The organism is Companilactobacillus suantsaicola (assembly GCF_004745525.1).
Classification (GTDB): domain Bacteria; phylum Bacillota; class Bacilli; order Lactobacillales; family Lactobacillaceae; genus Companilactobacillus; species Companilactobacillus suantsaicola.
On record NZ_RKLY01000033.1, the window covers coordinates 1 to 21,874 of the forward strand.

At 36.4% G+C, this 21,874-nt stretch carries 25 protein-coding genes and 1 other annotated feature; of the genes, 1 reads left to right on the forward strand and 24 read right to left on the reverse strand.

Annotated features, from left to right (window positions below):
* Positions 1-303 precede the first annotated feature (303 nt).
* The 10 genes from EGT49_RS10455 to gmk all read right to left on the reverse strand — a co-directional run bounded on the left by EGT49_RS10455 (position 304) and on the right by gmk (position 10,925).
* Complete coding sequence (locus tag EGT49_RS10455; RefSeq protein WP_135374103.1) at positions 304-957, reverse strand: thiamine diphosphokinase; 654 nt, start codon at positions 955-957, stop codon at positions 304-306.
* Entirely contained in the window at positions 954-1,625 is a 672-nt protein-coding gene (gene rpe / locus EGT49_RS10460; protein ID WP_135374105.1) for a ribulose-phosphate 3-epimerase, read from the reverse strand. Before rpe ends, EGT49_RS10455 begins: the two co-directional genes overlap by 4 nt.
* Positions 1,626-1,638: 13 nt before the next feature.
* Positions 1,639-2,529, reverse strand: coding sequence for a ribosome small subunit-dependent GTPase A (gene rsgA, locus EGT49_RS10465; protein ID WP_135374107.1), 891 nt, complete (start codon positions 2,527-2,529; stop codon positions 1,639-1,641).
* A gap of 7 nt (positions 2,530-2,536) precedes the next feature.
* The gene (pknB, locus tag EGT49_RS10470; protein ID WP_135374109.1) at positions 2,537-4,507 is read right to left on the reverse strand and encodes a Stk1 family PASTA domain-containing Ser/Thr kinase; all 1,971 of its coding nucleotides are present in this window, start codon (positions 4,505-4,507) and stop codon (positions 2,537-2,539) included.
* Positions 4,508-5,254 (reverse strand): Stp1/IreP family PP2C-type Ser/Thr phosphatase, encoded by a 747-nt coding sequence (locus tag EGT49_RS10475; protein WP_135374111.1) that lies wholly within the window; start codon positions 5,252-5,254, stop codon positions 4,508-4,510.
* A gap of 19 nt (positions 5,255-5,273) precedes the next feature.
* On the reverse strand, positions 5,274-6,596 hold the full coding sequence (gene rsmB, locus EGT49_RS10480) for a 16S rRNA (cytosine(967)-C(5))-methyltransferase RsmB (RefSeq protein WP_135374113.1): 1,323 nt from the start codon (positions 6,594-6,596) through the stop codon (positions 5,274-5,276).
* The gene (gene fmt / locus EGT49_RS10485) at positions 6,586-7,536 is read right to left on the reverse strand and encodes a methionyl-tRNA formyltransferase (RefSeq protein WP_135374115.1); all 951 of its coding nucleotides are present in this window, start codon (positions 7,534-7,536) and stop codon (positions 6,586-6,588) included. The genes rsmB and fmt overlap by 11 nt, the downstream gene beginning before the upstream one ends.
* A gap of 10 nt (positions 7,537-7,546) precedes the next feature.
* Entirely contained in the window at positions 7,547-9,952 is a 2,406-nt protein-coding gene (priA, locus tag EGT49_RS10490; RefSeq protein WP_135374117.1) for a primosomal protein N', read from the reverse strand.
* 102 nt (positions 9,953-10,054) lie between these two features.
* The gene (gene rpoZ / locus EGT49_RS10495; RefSeq protein ID WP_135374119.1) at positions 10,055-10,309 is read right to left on the reverse strand and encodes a DNA-directed RNA polymerase subunit omega; all 255 of its coding nucleotides are present in this window, start codon (positions 10,307-10,309) and stop codon (positions 10,055-10,057) included.
* Positions 10,310-10,313: 4 nt separating this feature from the next.
* Positions 10,314-10,925: a guanylate kinase gene (gene gmk, locus EGT49_RS10500; protein WP_135374121.1), complete on the reverse strand. Its 612-nt coding sequence runs from the start codon at positions 10,923-10,925 to the stop codon at positions 10,314-10,316.
* Between the two features lie 179 nt (positions 10,926-11,104).
* On the opposite strand from gmk, the gene EGT49_RS10505 reads away from it, so the two are divergent.
* On the forward strand, positions 11,105-11,425 hold the full coding sequence (locus tag EGT49_RS10505) for a hypothetical protein (RefSeq protein WP_135374123.1): 321 nt from the start codon (positions 11,105-11,107) through the stop codon (positions 11,423-11,425).
* Here EGT49_RS10505 and recN read toward each other — a convergent pair.
* The 14 genes from recN to EGT49_RS10575 form a co-directional block, all read right to left on the reverse strand.
* Positions 11,417-13,111 carry a DNA repair protein RecN gene (gene recN / locus EGT49_RS10510; RefSeq protein WP_135374125.1) on the reverse strand — a complete coding sequence of 565 codons (1,695 nt, stop codon included), beginning with the start codon at positions 13,109-13,111 and terminating at the stop codon, positions 11,417-11,419. The two genes, EGT49_RS10505 and recN, sit on opposite strands and share 9 nt — an antisense overlap.
* Positions 13,112-13,119: 8 nt before the next feature.
* On the reverse strand, positions 13,120-13,944 hold the full coding sequence (locus EGT49_RS10515; RefSeq protein ID WP_135374127.1) for a TlyA family RNA methyltransferase: 825 nt from the start codon (positions 13,942-13,944) through the stop codon (positions 13,120-13,122).
* 10 nt (positions 13,945-13,954) lie between these two features.
* On the reverse strand, positions 13,955-14,803 hold the full coding sequence (locus EGT49_RS10520; protein WP_135374129.1) for a polyprenyl synthetase family protein: 849 nt from the start codon (positions 14,801-14,803) through the stop codon (positions 13,955-13,957).
* Between the two features lie 2 nt (positions 14,804-14,805).
* On the reverse strand, positions 14,806-15,045 hold the full coding sequence (locus EGT49_RS10525; protein WP_135374131.1) for an exodeoxyribonuclease VII small subunit: 240 nt from the start codon (positions 15,043-15,045) through the stop codon (positions 14,806-14,808).
* A complete protein-coding gene (gene xseA, locus EGT49_RS10530; RefSeq protein ID WP_135374133.1) occupies positions 15,038-16,387 on the reverse strand; it encodes an exodeoxyribonuclease VII large subunit in 1,350 nt (449 codons plus the stop codon). Before xseA ends, EGT49_RS10525 begins: the two co-directional genes overlap by 8 nt.
* A complete protein-coding gene (locus EGT49_RS10535; RefSeq protein WP_342772253.1) occupies positions 16,380-17,240 on the reverse strand; it encodes a bifunctional 5,10-methylenetetrahydrofolate dehydrogenase/5,10-methenyltetrahydrofolate cyclohydrolase in 861 nt (286 codons plus the stop codon). The genes xseA and EGT49_RS10535 overlap by 8 nt, the downstream gene beginning before the upstream one ends.
* Positions 17,241-17,268: 28 nt before the next feature.
* Positions 17,269-17,673 carry a transcription antitermination factor NusB gene (nusB, locus tag EGT49_RS10540; RefSeq protein WP_135374137.1) on the reverse strand — a complete coding sequence of 135 codons (405 nt, stop codon included), beginning with the start codon at positions 17,671-17,673 and terminating at the stop codon, positions 17,269-17,271.
* Between the two features lie 5 nt (positions 17,674-17,678).
* Positions 17,679-18,098, reverse strand: coding sequence for an Asp23/Gls24 family envelope stress response protein (locus EGT49_RS10545; protein WP_135374139.1), 420 nt, complete (start codon positions 18,096-18,098; stop codon positions 17,679-17,681).
* Positions 18,099-18,125: 27 nt separating this feature from the next.
* A complete protein-coding gene (efp, locus tag EGT49_RS10550; RefSeq protein ID WP_135374141.1) occupies positions 18,126-18,686 on the reverse strand; it encodes an elongation factor P in 561 nt (186 codons plus the stop codon).
* A 137-nt stretch (positions 18,687-18,823) separates the two neighbouring features.
* Positions 18,824-19,096 (reverse strand): 50S ribosomal protein L27, encoded by a 273-nt coding sequence (rpmA, locus tag EGT49_RS10555; protein ID WP_135374143.1) that lies wholly within the window; start codon positions 19,094-19,096, stop codon positions 18,824-18,826.
* A gap of 12 nt (positions 19,097-19,108) precedes the next feature.
* A complete protein-coding gene (locus tag EGT49_RS10560; RefSeq protein WP_135374145.1) occupies positions 19,109-19,453 on the reverse strand; it encodes a ribosomal-processing cysteine protease Prp in 345 nt (114 codons plus the stop codon).
* Between the two features lie 2 nt (positions 19,454-19,455).
* Positions 19,456-19,767, reverse strand: a complete 312-nt coding sequence (gene rplU / locus EGT49_RS10565; protein ID WP_059073571.1) for a 50S ribosomal protein L21 — start codon at positions 19,765-19,767, stop codon at positions 19,456-19,458.
* Between the two features lie 9 nt (positions 19,768-19,776).
* Positions 19,777-19,844: a sequence feature (ribosomal protein L21 leader region), on the reverse strand.
* Between the two features lie 52 nt (positions 19,845-19,896).
* Entirely contained in the window at positions 19,897-21,450 is a 1,554-nt protein-coding gene (locus EGT49_RS10570) for a hypothetical protein (RefSeq protein ID WP_135374147.1), read from the reverse strand.
* A gap of 97 nt (positions 21,451-21,547) precedes the next feature.
* Positions 21,548-21,802 carry a hypothetical protein gene (locus EGT49_RS10575; RefSeq protein WP_135374149.1) on the reverse strand — a complete coding sequence of 85 codons (255 nt, stop codon included), beginning with the start codon at positions 21,800-21,802 and terminating at the stop codon, positions 21,548-21,550.
* Positions 21,803-21,874 lie beyond the last annotated feature (72 nt).

Genomic DNA, 21,874 nt, shown 5'->3' on the forward strand with positions numbered 1-21,874 from the left:
AAGCCTAAACCAACAATTATAGAAGAAAAAGCACTCGACTTTCTGGAAAGAAAGTCGGGTGTTTTTGCGTTCTGAAAGAAATCAGAAAATCAATACGGTCGGTTATTTACTGCTTACAATGCAATTAGCATTAATACAGCTTCTTTTTAGTTTAACCATTCTTTGTTTACTCTGATTAATTCAAAATATGCAAAAAGGCTATGAATAGAAACGTTATCCTTAAAACATAAGAAAAAATAAATCATGAATCGTGGAATTCAGTTTGTTGCGGAAGACGGCATATTTCACGCTATCCTCTAGAAACTAATTATCTTTACTTTGAATCACCGCGACAATGCCACTTTGAAACTCGAAATCTATCGTCTCGCCAAGAAACTCGTTACTAGCCCAACTGACTGGATGTCCGGCACTAAAGTCGGTCAGCTTGTACTTCGCATCTTTTAATTTCAAATGTGTAACTGGTCCCAAGTTGACGAAAGCAACGTATTTCATGCCATTTTCGTGATAAATCGTGTAATGTCCCGGTCTAAAGAAACGAATCGTATTCGTCTTTGACTTGTAATACAACTTATCGTAAAAGTCCAAGAATCGTGGATCAAATGGTAAAAACAAATTGACTAAGAAGTGATCAATTCTACCACCCGTTGCACCATAAACATAATATTCTTGCGCATCAAATTTTTCTCGTGCTGCTAATAAACAAAGTTCAGAATCAGTATCGTCTTTTTCAGGCGGATACTTTTTAAAATCGGGAACATTTTCTTTGAGCAATTTTTGTTCTTTTTTACTAATTGAATCGAAATCACCAATGGCAATTTCAGGAATAATTCCTTGTTCGAGCAAATATAAACTGCCTTTATCGGCTCCGACCCAAGGTCCTGGAACTGCTTTGATACTACTTAATTCTTGCGAGTATTCTGTTTTTGGACCACCCAAGAGAATATTTACTCGTTTCATTTTTTAGCATCCACAGCAATACTTCTTAAATCTGCGACACGTTCTTTAATATCAGCTTGACCGAATAAATATGAACCAGCTACAAAAATATCAGCTCCAGCGTGAGCACACTTAGCAATAGTTTCATTATTTACTCCACCGTCAACTTCAATTTCAAAATCATCATCAGCAGCTGTTTGACGCAATTGATCGAGACGTTGAATTTTCTTAGTCATATTAGTAATAAACTTTTGACCACCAAAACCTGGGTTAACAGTCATAACTAAAATTTGATCGATCACTGGGAACAATTCCTTAACTGCTTCTAGTGAAGTACCTGGATTAATAACTACCCCGGCTTTGACACCAAGACTTTTGATCAAATCAATCGAACGATAAATGTGTTTTGTGCTTTCAGCATGAACTAAAATCGTGTCTGCTCCAGCATCAGCAATTGGCTTGATATACTCATCTGGATTATCGACCATCATGTGAACATCTAAAGGTTTGTCAGTCACTCGGCGCATCCCTTCGACAACACTAGGACTAAAAGACATATTTGGTACAAAGTGACCATCCATCACATCAATGTGGAACAAATCTGCCCCAGCATCTTCCGCTAATTTCACATCACGTTCTAAGTTCATAATATCTGCAGATAAAATTGAAGGTGCAATTTTTACTGTCATTTAATTCAACTCCTCAATATCTTTTTTTATACGAATTAATTTCATTCAAAAAGTACAAATAATTATCGTAACGACTTTGCATTATTTTACCTTCTGACAAAGCTTCTTTAACAGCACAACCTGGTTCATTAACATGACGGCATCCTCTAAATTGACAACCGCCACTGTAATCGAGAAATTCTGGATAAAGTGTTGGTAGTTCTTCAGCTGAAATATCCATCAGATCAATTGACGAAAAGCCAGGCGTATCAGCAACTAAACCATCAGCAATATTGAATAATGAGACTTGTCTAGTCGTGTGTTTACCACGATTCAAAGTCTGTGAAATTTCTGCTGTGGCTAAACCTAATTCAGTATCAATATGATTCAATAAAGTTGATTTACCAGCACCAGACTGACCCGTGAAGACTGTTACCTTGTCAGCAAAAGTCTCCTCTAATTTAGCAATCTGCTCGTCGTTATAGCTATCACGGTCATCAAAAACTAGATAATCTGCTTGATGATAACCTAAAAGGTCCTTCTTCAATTGTTGATACTGTTCATCAGTCAACAGATCCGCTTTAGTCAGATAAATAACTGGTTCGATCTTATTGTGCTCCAAATTGATCAAAATCTTATCCAATAAATTACTTGAAAAATTTGGTTGTGCTGATGATGTAACTACGATTGCCTGGTCGACATTAGCAATTGGTGGTCTGACCAAACTGTTCTCACGCGGTAAGATTTCCAAAATATAACCCAAATCACCAGTTGCATCAAAAGTTACTTTGTCGCCAACAACTGGTTTGATTTTTCTTTTACGAAAATTCCCACGTGCTCTTGTACGAATGATTGTTTCACTTTCATTATCAAAAACATCATAAAAGCCACTGATTGACTTAATAATCCGTCCTGTTTTTTCCATAAATCACCTATTTAACTGAACCACCTAAAACAGTCTTGTTGTCACGTTCGACAACATAGGATCCAGTTTGTCCATCTTTTAAATTAAAACTCAACGTTACTGGTGTATCTTGGGTAATCGTCATTGTCTTGTAAGCAGTTGAAATATTGTGATTAGCATCCGAAATATAGATCGTAATGTTATTATCGCCACTCGTATCGTAAGGAATCGTAATGTCCTTAGTTACAGTACTTGTCGCTGACGAATTACTACTATTGCTATTACTATCACTAGAATCTGAACTATCACTGTTATTAGTAGTTGATTTATCAGGGTCTTTACCTTTAGACATGACAACGGTCAAAGTTTCACCTTCATTGAGGGTACTTCCTGGTGCTGGATCTTGTCTAACTAAGATTCCATCAGTAATGCTGTCGGAATATTCATAAGAAACATCCAAAATTAAACCAGCGTCACTAGCGTAATCTTGAATACTCTTTAAATTATAGCCTTCAAGATCTCTAACTTTAACGACCTTAGGTTTGACGGTCTTGATCTTAGCTAACGTCAAGGTCAAAGACTTATTCTTCGTCACAACTCGTTTACCTTTAGGGATACTTTGGTCCAAAATAGTTCCCGCCTCGTAATCATTCGTCGCTTTATATTTAACTTTGACATTAAACCCACGTTTTTTCAAATTATCTGAAACTTCTTCGTACTGTTTACCAACTAATTTCGGCATCTTATAATACGTCGCACCAAGACTAACTACTAAGTTGACGTCGGCGCCATTCTTTAATTTAAGTCCTTTAGCTGGAATCGATTTGATAACGTGTCCAGCTTCAACATCGTCATCATTCTCTTTAGAAATTTCACCGACTTGTAAATTCGAACTCTTCAACATGACCGAAGCTTGTTTCATCGTTAAATTATACAAATCAGGTACGGTTGTTTCTTGGTTGCTCTTAATGACCATTGCAATCAAGAATAAAATTAAAACTAGCGGTATCAAAGACAAAAGAATGATCATCTTCTTTTTCCGACTAATTTTTTTCGGTGCTTGCTTCTTAGGAGCCGCTTGTTCACTAGTATTGTCTAACGGCTGCATTACTCTGGTTTCTTCTAAATTATTAATTGGGGTCGGTATGAACTTGGGTTCGTCGCTACGTTCAGGCATCAGGCAAGTATTTAAATCTTCACACATTTCTTTGACAGATTGATAACGTTGCTCTGGATCCTTTGCTGTAGCCTTCAAAACTGCGTTCTCAAGTGGTTGTGGAATGTCTGGGTCAATCTTACGCAAATCAGGCATATCTTCTTTAGAATGCTTCAAAGCGACTGTGACCGCAGTATCTCCAGTGAAGGGAACATGTTTTGTTATCAATTCAAACAAAATGATCCCTAAGGCATAAATATCCGACAAAACTGTGGCTGAATAACCTTTGATCTGTTCAGGTGACATGTAATGCACTGAACCTAACAATGAATTAGTTCTCGTGATTGAACGTTCACTCAAGGCTAGAGCAATTCCGAAATCAGACACTTTAACTTGTATCGGCTTTTTAGCTTCATCGACCAAAATATTTTCCGGTTTCAAATCACGGTGAATAATTCCATGTTCATGTGCATCAGACACAGCCATACAGATTTGTTTCATAATATCAACGACTTCGTGATAAGGAATTGGATAATGTGTCCGAATGTATTTTTTCAAATTCGGTCCATCAACATATTCAATGACGATGTACTGAACACCAGCATCATTTCCAACATCTAAGACATTGACAATATTAGGATTGGAGAGTCCACTTGTTGCTTTGGCTTCACGTGCAAATCTTCTCTTAACCGATTCATCATCTTGGAGATCGAAACGTAAGGCTTTGACAGCAACTTTGCGATTTAACAAGGTGTCGTTAGCTAAATAAACATTTGCCATACCACCTTCACCAAGCGTACCTAGAATCTCATAACGACCGCCTACTAGGTAACCCTTCTCCATTTACTGCTTACCTCCATCACTTTTAGTTGAGAAGAGCAAGGCGGTTATGTTATCTCTTCCCCCAGCAGCATTTGCTTTATTGATCAACAAATGACATTTTGCATCCAGACTGATCTCTTGAGCTAAGATATCCCTGATTTCATTTTCAGGCACCATATTAGTTAAGCCATCGGTACACAGCAAAATGATTGAATCATCGATCAAATCGAAATTCTTTACTCGTGGTTGAACCGTCTGTGAAACACCAAGGGTTTGCGTGATGATATTTTTTTGAGGATGATTCTCAGCCTCTTCCGGACTGATTTGACCAGTTTCCAATAATTCGTGAACTAATGAATGGTCAACACTCAACTGTTTCAAAGCACCATCGGTGTAAATATAACATCGGGAATCACCGACATTGACTACCATTAACTTGTCTTGAACGAAAAAGACACCAACCATCGTCGTTCCCATACCATTTAGATCATCGAACTGATTTGAGACCGAAACAATCCGGTCATTTTCTTTACTTAGTTCACTGATGATCCATTCACGCAATTCATCGATATCATCGACTTCTGATTCTTGAAAATTGTGTCCCAAATGTGACACTGCCATATCTGAAGCAACATCTCCGCCACGATGGCCGCCCATCCCATCTGCAACAATTCCGAACACAATATTTTTTTTATTTTTAAAAACATTGACATAATCTTGATTATTTTCTCTGAGTTTTCCAACGTCAGTTAATAACGCATACTTCATTAGTCTTAACCTTACCTCTTTAATTTTTTCTAACAAAAGCTGCTATAAAGAATCCATCTGTAAAGTAATCACTTGGAAAAATCTTCAACATACCATGAGTCATTGATTCATCTAACACGGGGTCATGTTTGACAGGAATCAAATCGAAATTCAAATGCTTATCAAGGAATTTCTTTACAACTAACTCATTTTCTTCATCATCAAAAGTACAAGTACTAAAAACTAATTTTCCATTTACTTCTAACAAATCCACCATACTGTCCAAGATTTCTAGTTGAACACGTTGAAGATTTTCTAAGTCTTCGGGTTTTCTAAAGTAACGTAATTCTGGTTTTCTTCTAATCAGACCAAGTCCAGAACAAGGTGCATCAACTAAGATTCGATCAAATTTAGTATTCAAGACGTCCTTAGCCTTTCTAGCGTCAACTGCACCTGTACTAATAATATCGCCATAACCCATTCTTTGACCATTATCACGAACTAACTTGGTCTTGTGCTTATGAATATCTAAGGCAAAGACTTCGCCGTCTTTTAAGTAACTAGCAATATGAGTCGTCTTCCCACCGGGAGCAGAACAAGCATCTAGGACTTTACTATCAGGTTGAACATCTAAAGCTGGTGCCACAAGCATCGAACTTTCATCTTGGATCGTATACAAACCGTCACGAAATTCTTGGGTATTAACTAGATTTCCACTCTTCGATACTAATCCTACTGAAGAAATTTTACTCTTATGCATCTCAAAGCCTTGTTCATCAAGAGCTTTTTGCAAATCATCGACAGTGGTTTTATTAGTATTCACTCTAATTGAGACGTGTGATGGCTGATTGACTGAACTTAAAATCTCTTTAGTTTTATCAAAACCTTGTTGGTCAATCATTAGATCCACTAACCATCTAGGAACACTGTTACGCAAACTAAGATTGTAGACAGAGTCACCTTTAGGCAAATCCTTAAAACCATGACGTTGGTAATTACGTAAAACTGCGTTAACCAAGTTTCCTGCTCCGCGACCAGCTTTTTGCTTGGCAATCTCGGTTGATTCATTTAATACGGCGTGATCAGGAACCTTATCTAAATATTGTAATTGATAAATGGCACTCATCAACAAGAGATCAAGCCACAATTCAACTTTTTTGTCTTCCAAATAAGGCTTCAATTGAAATTCCAAAACATACTTATGTTGAATAACTCCATAAACAATGTTGGTCATCAAACGACTGTCCGCGTCTGACAAATCAGAATTCTTTAAAAGATTATTGATTTCAATATTTGAATAGGCCTTGCTTTGGAAAACTCGAGTTAAGGCAGTTACGGCTAATGCACGTGGATTATTTTTCATCGATAATTTGTTGTCCTTTTTCTAGATTCTTGCCTAAACCATTCATGTAATTGGCAATATCCATAATTTTTTTACCCGCTGGTTGAATCTTTTTAATTGAGACACCTTGGCCATCTCCAGCTACGATCACTAAACGCTTTTTCCCAAGATCATAAATGCTACCAACTGGTTGATCAGAATTGATTTCTTCAACTTGAGTTTGATAAAGTTTAGTTCTTTGATTGTTCAACATTACCCAAGCACCGGGATCAGGACTCAAGGCTCTGATCTGATTGAATACTTCTTTGGCACTCTTAGAAAAATCGATATGTTCTTGTTCTTTAGAAATATTTGGTGAAAAGACAACTTTATCTGGATCTTGTTTAATTGGATGAATGTCACCACTCAAAATCTTAGGAATCGTCTCTAATAACAAATCCCGACCAACGACAGCCATTTTGTCAAACAAACTACCATTGTCATCAGTTTCAGCAATTGGCAATTTCTTTTGGCTGATAATATCGCCGGCGTCCATTCCTTTGACCATGTACATAATCGTAATACCAGTTTCTTTATCGCCATTTAACAGTGACCATTGGATTGGTGCTCCGCCACGATACTTAGGCAACAGTGAGCCGTGAACATTGATTGCTGCTACTTTAGCTGACTCTAAAAATGAAGTTGGTAAAAATTGTCCATAAGCCGCAGTAATCAAAAGATCTGCTTTAAGTGCTTTTAGTTCTTCCATTTCCGGACTCTTTGGCAATTTAGCGGGTTGATAGACTTTGATATTCTCTGCTTCAGCCACTAACTTTACCGGACTCTTTTGTAATTTTTGTTTTCGACCAACCGGCTTATCTGGTTGTGTCACTACGGCAACAACATCATAATCTGCTTTTAAAAGCCCACGAAGAACTGTTGCTGAAAATTCTGGTGTTCCTAAAAATATAACTCTTGTCATTCAATCACCCTTAATCTATATGTTGTGGTTCATTATCAATCGCAATTGTAAAACCCTTTTTAGCATCGGCTTGAGTTTCGTTGAGAATCTCCAATAATTTCTGATGCAATTTTGGCTCATGCTTATATTTTACAATAATTTGGTAATAATATTTATTTTGTTTACGAGAAATCATCGTTGGACTTGGCCCCAAAAGAATAGCATCCTTTGATAGCGACGATTGGAGCTGTCTTTTCAACCAATAACTTTGTTTTAAAGTCTGCCCTTCATCTTTGTTGGCCACGCTGATTAAGGTCGTAAAATAATACGGCGTGTAATTTGCTTGATGGCGAATGTACATCTCCTGCTTAAAGAAAGTCTCATAATCTTGTTTGGCAGCATCTTTGATTGCATAATGATCCGGATTGTAAGTCTGAATCACCACGTGACCAGTTTTATCAGCTCGACCAGCCCGGCCACTGACTTGAGTCAACAATTGAAAGGTACGTTCACTAGCCCGAAAATCCGCCAAGCTCAAAGTTGTATCGGCGTTAATTACCCCAACTAGTGTCACGTCAGGGAAATCCAGGCCTTTGGCGATCATCTGTGTTCCTAATAAAATATCTGCCTGATGACTACCAAATTTTTGCAAGATCTTAGCATGTGCTCCCTTACGCCGCGTTGTATCGACGTCCATTCTTAAAACCCGAGCTTTTGGAAATAAAGCATTCAATTGTTGTTCAATATTTTGTGTCCCTGTTCCGTAAAAGCCAATTTTCTTACTTCGACAATTGGGACAACTATTTGGCACTGGTTCTTCATGTCCGCAATAGTGACACTTCATCTTACCCAAATCTTTGTGATAAGTTAGTGAAACATCACAATTGGGACACTTCAAAACAAAACCACATTCCCGACACATCATAAATGAAGAATAGCCTCGACGATTCAACAAAACAATAGCTTGATCATGTTTATCTAAGGTCTTCTGTAGAGCGGCCTGTAAAGCAGGTGAAAAATCACCTTTGACGGCTGAATTTTCAGCATCCCGCATATCGACAATCTCCACGTGTGGTAAGTTTTGATTATTAATTCTTTTGGTCATTCTAATCAAGTGATAAACGCCTTTTTCTGCCCGGGCTCTAGACTCCAATGAAGGTGTGGCACTTCCCAAAACAACCGGACATTTATTAACTTTACTGCGCCATAAAGCTACATCTCGAGCGTTATAACGGGGATTATCATCTTGTTTGTAACTAGCCTCATGTTCTTCATCAATGATGATCAAACCGATCTTTCCTAACGGTGCAAAGACAGCACTTCTGGCTCCGACGACAACTTTAACTTCGCCTTTTTCAATTCTAGTCCACTCGTCATAACGTTCTCCGCTTGATAAACCACTATGCAAAACTGCTACTTGATCACCAAAACGTCCGACCACCCGATTGACCATCTGTGGAGTTAAGGAAATTTCTGGTACGAGCATCAAGGCATTTTTTCCAACTTGCAAAGCTTTTTCGATCGTTTGCAAATAGACTTCTGTCTTGCCACTACCAGTTACCCCTTCAATTAAGAAAGTTTCTGGATGCTGTTGCGTGATGGCTGTTGAAATTTGATCCACTGCAACTTTTTGTTCTGCGGTCAATTGCAATTTAGTGGTCTTTTTAGCATCGATACCCACTGGCTTGCGTAATTTGGTGACTTCAATAATCTTTAACAACTGATTTTTTTCGGCCGTCTTAATCGCTGAACGGCCAATTTCGTAATCTTTTTCTAAAACATTCATTTCAATTGGTAAATCATTTAAATGATTTGCTAAAAAATCTAATAATTTAATTTGCGCTTTAGCATTACTACGCAAGGCATTCTTAGCCTCTAACAATTGGATTTGATTCAAATCGGTTGTCACAGCTTGGCGTTTAACTTGTTGAGCTTTATTTTTAACGACATAAGAAATATCCACTTGCTGATTCTTTCTTAATTTGTTGATCAAACGAATTTCTTCGTCACTCAATTGATTGGTGATTTCTAATTGTGTTTGACCTCGCAAAAGTTTTTTCACTTCGGGGGTGTCGGCTTTAGGAATCACAAATTGCTGATACTTGGCTCGCATGACACTAGGCAGCATCGTTTGCAAGCAAGATATTTGAAAAGAATAAGTTTGGTCAGCCAACCAATAAGATAAATCTAGCATCTCCTTTGATAACACTGGACGCAGATCAATCACTCGAGTTATCGGCTTCAACTTACCTTTAAAATTGCTCTCTTCTTTTACTGCCATCACAAAGCCTTGTATCTGGCGCTTACCGCGGCCAAATGGCACTTCAACTCGCATCCCAGGTACAACAACATCGGTTAATGTTTCTGGAATTGAATATTCAAATGGACGATTTGTTTGCATCGTAGGTACATCAACAATTATTTCCGCTACAGCCATATAAACCACCTATCAAAAAATTTCATAAAAAAATTATATAACATTTGTCTACAAAAAGAGAAACCCACTAATTCAAATTACGAATTAGTGGGATCGTTTTAATTAGTTTTCTTCTTTTTTCTCTTCTTCAACTTTTTCAGCTTCTTTTTCAAGAAGGATTGAATCAGGATCGATTTCAATTTTGTCGTCAGCGATTTCTTCAAAGGCACGACCAACTGTTCTTGGTGATTCATATTTATTTAATAGTTCAATATCACCATTTTCCAATTCGTGTGCACGTTTGGCTGCCAAAACTGCCAATGAGTAACGAGAGTCAACTCGATCTAAAAGTTTATCAATTGATGGATAAATAATCATATTATCAATCTCCTATTATTTTTTTGTATTGGTCAATCACACGAGGCACTCTCAAGTGTTCGCTTCTAATTATACCTTCAATTTTTTCAACTGCATTAGGTATTTTATCATTAACGACGGCATAGTCATAGCTTGTCATCATTTCAATTTCCTTTTTTGCTTGAACCATTCGTTTATCGATCGTCTTTTCATCATCTGTTCCACGATTTGTGATTCGATCTCTTAAACTAGTCAAATCAGGAGGTGTTAAGAAAATAAACACTCCATCTGGCATCTTTTCACGAACTTGCATAGCTCCATTGACTTCAATTTCCAATAAGACGTCAATTCCAGCGTCAAGTTTTTGATTAACATACTTTAATGGTGTTCCATAATAATGGTCAACGTATTTAGCGTATTCTAACATACCACCATTTTTTATTTCTTCTTCAAATTCCTCATTTGTTCGGAAATAGTAATCGACTCCATCGACTTCTCCAGGACGCATTTGACGAGTAGTCATCGAGACTGAGTAATCAAACTTGATTGATGAATTTTTCAGCATAGCTTTTCTAACAGTACCTTTACCTACTCCAGATGGACCTGATAAAACGATTAACATTCCCCTTGTTGACATAATTAAATTATCCCTACTATCTATTTAATATGGTATCTATCATGCAATAAAATCACTTGTTTTTCAAGGTTTTCCCACTTGTCAATATAAAAATTTTTAAAGAAATAGAAAAATAGAGTTGCTCTTTCGAACAAAGGTTCGTATAATGAAGACACAAACAAACGTTCGGGGGTTTAAAAATGCAAGCAAGACAATCTTACAATCGTTTCACTACAAATCTAATCAACAACACCGCTAACTTTATTAATAATAATTTCGATTTCAATATTGAAAGTAACCAAAATAAACAACTAAAACAAATGCCATTAATGCAATTAGAACTTTTTACAGAACAAAGTTATCAAAAACATTTTTCTGTCGTTATTACAATGTTAAACGATGAACAGTTCCATGGCAAATTTATTTCACAAGTTAATAGAAATAAATTCGTTTTCAAGGTCAGTTCAGCCTTTTTCAAAATTGTAACTTTAGACCAGCTTAAATCAATTAACTTAGTCTAATCGCTTTTGTTCACCTTCAGCTAGTTCAAGTAACTCTTGAGCATGCTCTCTCGTTAAATCAGTTACTTTTGTACCAGCCAACATCAATGATATTGCTTCAATTCTTTGGAGATCGTTAAGCAACGAAACTTTTGTTTCAGTTTTGTCCTTAACGGTCTCTTTTTTGATTTCAAATTGAATATCACTCATCGCAGCTACTTGTGGTAAATGAGTAATACAGAGAACTTGCAAGAATTGTGAGACTTTATAAATCTTATCGCCAATAGCTTGAGCTACTCGACCACTGACACCAGTATCTATTTCATCAAAGACAATCGTTTCAACATTCATTTTCTCAGCAATAATTGCTTCAAAGGCTAAAATAACACGTGATAATTCACCACCTGAAGCAACTTTGACTAACGGTTTATAATCTTCGCCAACATTTGTCTTTAAATTGAATTGAATTTGATCAATTCCTTTACTCGACAAATCCTCATCAAGTGATTTAAAAGCAACACTAAAACGAGCATTGGGCATGTAAAGATCTTTTAATTGATGATTGATCGACTTCTCCAAATTAGTAGCCGTTTGATGACGAGCTTTCGATAATTCCTTACCCAAGTTGAGTAATTCTTTTTGTTGAGCCGCAATTTCTGTTTCAAGTTTTTGCTCAGTATCATCATCAATATCAATTTTCGACAATTCATCATGAGCATTTTGGCCAAACTCAATTACTTCATCCAAGGTTGGACCATACTTTTTCTTTAGATTATCCAAAGTGATCAGACGTTTTTGAATGTTGTCGAGGCGATTCTCATCAAAATCCAAATTCTCAATTGCATCAGCAATCGTTGCCGCATTATCTTGTAATTGATAGTAGGCACCATTGACTGAGTCATACAACTCTTGATAAGACTTATCAAAATCCATGATCTCTTCCAATTGATCGCGCACATTTCCCAATGCGTCAACCACTCCAACGTTATTCTCAGATAGTCCTTGATAACTTTCTTGGAGAGCCGAACTGATTTTTTCAAAATTAGATAGTTGATTCTTTTCATCTTCTAATTGATCATCTTCACCAGCGGTAATCTTAGCACTATCGATATCTTCGATTTGAAATTTCAGCATGTCGATTCGCTGAACCAAATTTTGAGAATTCTTTTGAATCGTACGCAAACGACTCTTCTTTTCTTGATAAGCCGTAAACAATTTTGAATAAGTTAATAAATCATTTTGGAATTTATCATCCGCAAAACGATCCAAAATATTGATGTGATTATCTTCATCAAGTAATTCCTGTTGCTGATTTTGACCGTGGATCTCGACCAAAAACTTACCAACTTGACGCAAGACATTGGTCTTAACTAATTCATTGTTGATTCGACAAACGTTGCGGCCTTTACGATTGATCTCTCGCTTAATAATGATTTGATTGTCATCACAGTTAATTCCATACTCTGTCAAAATAGCAAAAATAGGACTACTTGATTTTACTTCAAATAGTCCTTGCACATTCAATTGTTCTTGTCCAGTTCTAATAAAATCAATCGATGATCTACTTCCAACTAACAAGCCTAATGCGTCAATAATAATTGACTTACCTGCACCAGTCTCACCGGTTAGAGCGGTCATTCCACTTTTAAAATCAATTTGTAACTTATTGATAATTGCAAAGTTATTGATAATTAGTTTTTTGAGCATTCTCTCACCTATTTATTAAGATTTGCATAAGCTGCTGCCATAGTCTTTTCAATTGAGACATTGTCAAGAATTTCACCATCTTGTTTTTGAGCGGGCTTTTGAATATGCATCAAGAATTCAATATTTCCTTCGCCACCCTTAATTGGTGAATAATCTAATCCAGAAACGATGAATCCCGCTTCTTTAGCAAAGTTAGTGATCTTTTCTAAGACCATTTGATGAACTTTTTTATCACGAACGATTCCGTGTTTACCAACATTTTCGGGACCGGCTTCGAATTGAGGTTTGATCAAACAGACGGCATCTGATCCTGGCAAAATGATGTTAAACATTGGTGGCAAAATCAATTCTAATGAGATAAAAGATACGTCAGTCATCGCAAATTGTGGCAAACCTTCTTTAAAGTCTTCTGGCTTGCTGTAACGAAAGTTTACTCGTTCCATAACGACTACACGTTCATCTTTTCTCAATTTCCAAGCTAGTTGATTGTAACCAACATCGAGCGCGTAAACTTTAGTAGCGCCATTTTGTAAAGCTACATCGGTGAAACCACCAGTTGATGAACCAATATCAAGACAAATACGGTCATTCAAATCAATATTAAATGACTTCAAAGCCTTTTCCAGCTTATAGCCACCTCGGCTAACGTATTTACTGTGCGCATTTTTAGCTAAGTGAAAAACTGTCTCAGGATCAACCTTTTCACCTGGCTTATCAAATCGCAGATTATCTTGGTTATACACTTCACCAGCCATGATTGAACGCTTAGCTTGTTCGCGTGATTCAAATAAATTTTGCTCTACTAATAAAACATCAATTCTTTTTTTTGCCAATATGTGTCACCTATTCTTTGAAATAATCTAGAAAACTAACCAATAAGTTTTTATCGAATTCATTTTCCTTCAAAACTGCATTCAAAGCATCCTTAATGAGTGCAGCTAATTTTTCTTCCGTTTTTTCCTTACCAATCAAGTTCGGAAAAGTATTTTTATTATCATCTTCGCCGTCATCAGCGTCATTCAAATCGTCTTTTAACTGAAAGGCTAAGCCAATATCATTAGCGTATTGAACCAAGTGAGTGGACAATTCATGTCCAGCACTAAAGGCCCCAATCGTAATAGCAGCAGTGATTAAATCAGCTGTCTTCTCCTTATGTAAAGTCGTCAATTCAGCTTCACTAAGTATTTTGTCTTCCATCGTAATGTCAGTCATTTGACCGGCAACCATTCCCATTGGTCCAGCATTATGTGACAAAATTCTAACAGCTGCCATTCGTTTGTCAGTACTCAATGAAGATTTAGCAATCCAATAAAAAGCTTGTGTTAACAAACCATCCCCAGCTAAAACTGCCGGCCCAACACCAAATTTTTTATGATTAGCCAATTTACCACGTCGATAATCACTATCATCCATTTCTGGTAAATCATCGTGAATCAAAGAGTAAGTGTGGACTAACTCAATTGCTCCAGCAATATCATAGTATTTACTTAAATCGTCAAATTTGACCCCACTGGAATAAGCAACTGCTAAAAACAACATTGGTCGAACCCTTTTTCCACCAGCATCTAGTGAATAGAGCATGGCATCTCTTAAAGTTGTTTGTTTGATTTCTGTTTGTAACTTCTGATCTAGAAATTGATTGAAATCGGGTAACACTTTTGTACAAAAATCAGAAAAATTCTTTATTTCCATAATTAATCTTGATCCTTATTTTGATCTTGTTTAATATTGATTTCTTCGCCATCTTTAGTCATTACTTTAGTAACAGTTTCTTCAGCATCACTCAAAGTTTTCTCTAATTCTTTACTAAGAGTAACACCTTTCTTAAACTTTTCCATGGCTTCTTCTAGTGGTACATTACCCGATTCAAGATTTGTGACGATTTCTTCTAAATCAGCAAGGTTCTCTTCAAAAGTCTTTTTCTTTTCAGTCATTTTTATCCTCACTTACTTCTGTGGTTATTAATTTAACGTTACCCTTTTTCACACGCAAGTTAACTACTTGATCTTTTTGATAATCAGAAACATCCTTTAAAACTTTCCCAGACTTATCAGTTGGAATAGCAAAGCCACGACTCAAAGTCTTCAACGGACTCAATGAATCCAAACTAGCGACCCTACTATTAAATATATTACGGTCTTTGTTGATAATTTTATTGATGTTATTGATTAAAATTTGATAGAGGCGATTAACTTGATTGGCGTTACTGTAGATTTGGTCGCGTGGTGAAGCTTGTACCAAACGATTGGCATAGCTGATCAGCTCACTCTTTGAATGATACAGTTGATTGTTGATGTCTTGTTCCAAAGTATTCTTTAAACGATCGACTTTTTCAGAATAGACTGAATAGATTCGCTCTGGTTGTTGCAAAAATACGTTCTGAGATAAGTTTTTAACCCTGTCCTGGTAATTAGCAATGATTTGAAGTTGAGCGTTGTAAAGCCTTGTATTCAAGTCTTGTAGATGAACCAAAACATCTCGTAAAACTGGTGTAGCCAATTCTGCTGCTGCTGTCGGTGTTGCTGCCCGAAGATCAGCTACCAAATCAGCAATTGTTGTATCAGTTTCATGTCCAACTGAACTGATCACAGGAATTTGACTCTGAACGATAGCTTGAGCAACGGTTTCTTCATTGAAAGGCCAAAGGTCTTCGATCGAACCTCCACCACGACCGATAATGATCGTATCGTAACCACCGTCTTCATTGATTCGCTTTAGTTGTCTAACAATAGTTGGTGCTGCCTCTTGTCCTTGGACTTGAGCTGGATAAAGCACCAATTGAACAATTGGGAAACGTCTTTGAACGGTCGTCATAATATCATGAATGACCGCACCAGATTGACTAGTCACTACGGCAATCTTTTTGGGAAACTGCGGAATTGGTTTCTTAGGCAAATCAAATACACCTTCAGCCGCTAATTTCTTCTTCAACTGTTCAAAAGCTAAGTACAATGCTCCTAAACCATCGGGTTCCATCGATTCAACGTAGATCTGATATGAACCACTTGGTTCATAGAGCGAGATTCTTCCTTTGACAAGAACTTTCATTCCTTCTTCAGGACGAAACTTCACTTTACTAAAGTTTGACTTGAACATGATAGCTGAGATTTTAGCTTTATCATCTTTTAACGAGAAATACTGATGGGCATTTGGTCGCATTCGAAAATTCGAAATTTCTCCCATCAAATAAACGTGCCCTAGATACGGATCAACGTCAAATTTTCTCTTCAAATATTGTGTTAAAGCTGTAACGGTTAAATATTGTTCATTATCCATTTGCCCTGCCTTCGGCTAATTCGATCACTTGATCTACTAAGGCAGTAATCGTCATTGGACCTACACCACCAGGAACAGGTGTGATCATCGAAACTTTATCTTTAACGTCATCAAAATCTACGTCGCCACAAAGTTTTCCATTTTCATCACGATCCATACCAACATCAACGACGATGGCTCGGTCTTTAACGTAATCTTTAGTAATGAACTTTGTTTGTCCAATGGCAACTACTAGCACATCAGCCTTTTTAGTTATTTCTTTGAGGTGTTTTGTGTGAGAATGCGTAATCGTAACAGTGGCATTACGGTCAAGCATCAAAGCAGCAGTAGGTTTTCCAACAATGTTACTACGTCCGACGATAACAACATTTTTGCCATCAAGGTCAACGTTGTAATAATCTAACATCATCAAAATTCCTGACGCCGTAGCTGGTTTAGTTAATGGTGTACCAATCCAAAGATTTCCTACACTGATTGGTGTAAAACCATCAACATCCTTTTTAGGACTGATGGCTTCAATCACTTTATCTTCATCAATATGGTCTGGAACAGGTAATTGGACGATAAATCCATCAATTGCTTGATCGTGGTTTAATTCATCGATTTTGGCTAACAATTCTTTTTCACTTACGGTGGCATCGAAGTGAATCAATTGAAAGTCAATTCCTAATTTTTCAGCACGACGTTTCTTATTTCTAACATAAACGGCACTTGCACTGTTGTCACCAACTAAAATTACGGCAAGTCCTGGAGTAACTCCCTTTTGTTTGAGAAGTTGTACTCGTTTAGTCATTGTTTCATCTAATGCAGCTGCTACTTTTTTTCCCTCTAATAATTTCACACTAATCACCATAAAAAGGCTGGTAAATAATTCACCAGCCTTACCCTTCTACAAAATTAGATAATATTCCATTTATGAAGGACTTAGAGTCCTTATCGCCAAAGTCACCAGCTATTTGAATTGCTTCATCAATAGCTACTTTCTTTGGTACTTCTAAACTGTTTTCCATTTCAAATAACCCGACACGCAAAATTGAACGGTCAATTCTTGACAAACGTGATACGGTCCATTTGTTTTTCAAATGAGCGGCAATTTCTTTATCAAGGTCATCTTGGTGTTCAACGACACCAGAAACTAAGAACGTTAAATAATCTGGTACTGGCTCCGTAGCTAAATCGCATAATTGCATGGTAGAAGAAATAGCATCTTGGGGCGCATCCTTAGTTGTTTCAATAGAAAATAGTGATTGAACTGCGAGTTCTCTGATTTTATGTCTATTTATCACTAGTTTTAGTCCTTTTTATCTGTTGTTACACGTTCGATTTCGCCAGTATCTCTTTTAGCGATCAATCCTACGACATGTACGTTGATTTCACTCAAATCTAAATCGGTCATGAATTCAAGTTGTTCAATGGCTGATTTTTGGATCTCCAATGAAACTTTAGGGATCGAAACACCATAGTCCAAATATACGTATACATCAGCAGATATTTGGTCATCATTAAATGACACATCGACACCCTTACCATGGTTGATTATGCCAAAAAGTGAATCGATTCGATTAGAAATCGTACCTCTCATCTCATAGACACCATCAACTTGATTTGTGGCGATTCCAAGTAAGATTTCAATAACTTGATGTGATATTTCAACATTACCGTTTATTTTTCCACTATCTTGTTGTAGAGAAACATATTTTTGTTCAGCCATAAACTTATCTCCATAATCAATTATTAATTAAGCACGTGAAATGTATGTACCATCTTGTGTGTTAATAGTTAACATATCACCTTCGTTAACGAAGAATGGTACTTGAACAACTACACCTGTTTCCATTGTAGCTGGTTTTGAACCACCCGATTGTGTGTCACCTTTAATTGAGGCTTCTGTTTCAACAACCTTGAGGTCAACTGTATTTGGTAAATCAACACCAAGTGTTTCACCATTGTACATGATGACACTAACTTCCATGTTTTCTTTCAAATATTTCAACTCATCTCTGATTTCATCACCAGGTAATGAAAGTTGTTCATAAGTAGATGTATCCATGAAAACGTAGTTGTCACCGTCAGCGTAAAGATATTGCATCTTCTTGTTTTCGATATTTGCTTTTTCAACTTTGGCAGTTGATCTAAATGTCATTTCTTGAACGGCACCAGTTCTAAGGTTCTTTAACTTTGAACGAACGAAGGCACTACCTTTACCAGGCTTAACATGCTGAAATTCTACAACACGCCAGATACCATCTTTTACTTCGATTGTTAAACCATTTTTAAAATCATTTACTGAAATTGACATACTATTCTCCTTGGTTAATTAAATTCATCCCATAAAACACTATACAATATCTTACCAATATTTCGGTGTTAATGGCAATATCTCACACTTATTATATAAAAAAAAGAGGAACATTGTCCTCTTTTTTTCTCAATATATTAATATACTGAAACTTTCTTCTTGTTCTTGCCAAGTCTTTCGAACTTAACAACACCGTCTGTAAGGGCGAACAATGTGTCGTCGCCACCGCGACCAACGTTTGTACCAGGGTGAATCTTTGTACCACGTTGTCTGTAAATAATTGCACCAGCAGTGATAGCTTGTCCATCAGCACGCTTTGCACCTAGTCTACGACCAGCTGAGTTACGGCCGTTGGAAGTTGATCCACCACCCTTATGGTGAGAGAAAAATTGTAAATTCATCTTAAGCATGAAATTTACCTCCTAATCAAAATCTATCTTATTTTTTTGTACTTGAACTTCAATGTTTTTAGGATAACTACCTTCGACATCTTTCAATGTCCAAAATAAGTTTTCCAAAAGTAATTCTGTATCGTGCGATACAGCTTTACCAAACTGGCAACCAAGATGGCCACCGTTGACTTCATCAATAACAACTTGAGGTTTAGCCTCAGTCAACTTTTCCATATTGTTAATCGTTCCAATAGTCACTGCCGAAACAGCGGCACAGACTAAATCTTGACCGTAGGGGCCCGAATCAGCATGTCCTTTGATTAGGAATGAATCGATCTTGTCGTTGGAATCGTGATGAAAACTAGCTCTTATCATGATTAAGCCTTGATACTATCGATAAGTACCTTTGTATATGGTTGACGGTGACCTGTCTTTGTATGTGAATGCTTCTTAGGTTTGTACTTGTAAGTAACAACTTTCTTTTCCTTACCTTGTTTTTCAACCTTACCAGAAACACTAGCGCCTTCAACTACAGGGCTACCAACTTTAACAGACTTGCCATCAGAAACTAAGATTACATCGTCAAATGTAACAGCGTCTCCTTCTTTGACATCAAGCTTTTCAACATAGATTGAAGAGTTTTCTTCAACTTTATATTGCTTACCACCAGTTTTAATAATTGCGTACATAAGCGTACACTCCCTTCTAAGACTCGCCAACTAGGTGCACTAAGCTTAAACCTAGTTTTGAGCGGTTGTAGATGCAATAGCGATTGCAACTAATAAAATATAGCAAATTTCACATACTTTTTCAACTCTCTAATCAATTTTTTTATTTTCTAATTGCTTTTGGCGAATAAAAAGATACAGCAAACCAATAAAGCCAATCCCGTTTAATAGCAAGCAGATGAATGCAACCAGTGTGTGATGGGAATGTACTTCAATTATATTTTTATTTGGATCGGTACGTAATTGGACTGTATTAAATTTCGTTCGTCTAATCTTAGTTTTTTCATTGTTGACACTGATCTGGTTACCTGGATACATTTGAATTGGTATATCCATCGTCACTACTTGCGAATTATAATACTGAATCCAGTAATTTCCACCTTTGGTAAAATACTGAACTTTTTGAGTATCGCCATTGACCAAATACTGATCATCAGCTGTGGCTGCTTGGTCGTGGTAATTTGTAACTACTTTGTGATAATTAACTTTTTGATTGATGTTTATAGGAGTTGTCTGCTGACTTTGAGCAAAAAAGTAATTGCCTGATCCTAAAGTTATTGCCGCAACTAATAAAATCAACAATCTGATAACAGCCGGACTTTCTTGGAATAACAGCATAATCATTCTGACTAGAATCAGAATCAAAAAGAAATCAATGATCGTTCGAAAAGCAAAAATCAAACGACTGACATCGTAAGGCAAATCAAATTTCACGATTGAAAGATAAATTAGAGGAATTAGTTCTAGCAGGATGACTTTGTAGCTAAAGGAACTCTTTAAATAAATTACTCCTAATAATAAAATAACCAATCCAGCTGTAAACAAAATTAAGTATTGATTAGTCTGTGAGAGATTCAAATTTTGAAACCAAGTCACATAATTCAAATTTTGATAGTGAGCTTGAACAATCTTTTTGGTTAGCTGATTTTCAATCAACGGTCCGATAAAGCCAATTGTTAAAAAAATAAATAACAATAAACTTTTTAATAACATCAGACTCAATTGACCCCAGTATTGCCAATGATGTGAAATCTTATTAAACAAAACTAGCAAAATTACTGGTATCACTGTTAAAACGACCGCAATAGCTACATATGGGCTCGTCCAAAGAATCATTGCTAAACCAAAAGTGAAATTCAGCCAATTTTTAGATTTACCACTAAAGATTTGAAAAGTCCCATAATAGACCATCGGCAAAAAGATCATTACTAAATAATTTTCAACGCGTTGTTCTTGAAAAACCAACAATAGTCGATTCATTGAAAATGTGTAAAAAATTGCAAATAGTAAGGCTTCAAATGTATCTTGAGAAAACTTTTGCATATAGTGAAAGGCACTCCAAATGGTCAAATATGTAATGACACCGAAGAAAACGAAAAAACCAATGACCAGATTGCCATGCAAAAATAAATTTCCGGTACTGACAGTTAACCAAGGGCTATACAAATTGATCAAGCTACCGGAATGATTCCAATAGTCAAAATTTATTGGCGAACTAAAAATATTTTTTAAACTCAGAATGTGTGCGATATTGAAGGTTAAATTTTTAGGTGCGGCAAAATTAATGAAAAGTGCGGTATAAAAAAGACTTAGTAGTAAAAAAATTATTCCAAGAACAACTTTTTTCTGTGCGTGATTGGACATATGAATAACCCTTCTTAAAACATTTTCACAAATAATTATACTAAAAAAGGACTGTGAAGACTTAACTCAACACAATCCTTTTACAAATATTCTACATTTATTGAACTGGTAATGTTGTCACAAGCACATGGCCGATGACCAAAAAGAAAAACAACGCAGCGATAACCAATTTACCACCACTGATTTTTAATCTTCTAATTACGCTAGTTATTAGTATCAAAGCAATAATTAACCCAATACCAATTAAAATCCCCATTAAATTACTAATAATCGCTTGCTGTGTCAAAAAAGCAACAATGACATCTATCAAAATGAAAGCAATAGTAATAATAAATGAAAACTTTCTTTTCAAATCGCCCACCTCTAAAATCCTAAGCACCAAAAAAGGTGCTTAAACTTAAGCACAACATCTTTAGTCTAAGCG